Source organism: uncultured Kordia sp., from assembly GCF_947489565.1.
Taxonomy (GTDB): Bacteria; Bacteroidota; Bacteroidia; order Flavobacteriales; family Flavobacteriaceae; genus Kordia.
Window position 1 is genome coordinate 1 of the sequence record NZ_CANLEA010000091.1, and the last position, 226, is coordinate 226.

Annotated in this window: 1 protein-coding gene; it reads right to left on the reverse strand. The window is 42.9% G+C overall.

Going from position 1 to position 226, the window contains the following annotated elements:
* A partial coding sequence (locus tag Q0845_RS27835; RefSeq protein ID WP_298521246.1) for a hypothetical protein occupies positions 1–226 on the reverse strand: 226 nt, incomplete at both ends.

Genomic DNA, 226 nt, shown 5'->3' on the forward strand with positions numbered 1-226 from the left:
TCTGGAATTCCATCATCATCGGCATCGATGTCTAAGAAGTCTGGTCCATCTCCTGCATTGCTATCTGTATTGACTGGAATTGTTCCTGCTGTGTTATCAGCTTGACCATCCATATTACCATCAGCAAATACAGCATCATCTGCATCTACATCACCATCATTGTCTGTGTCTAGATCGCCATTACCTGTTTCTACTACATCCGTAATGCCGTCATTGTCACTGTCTA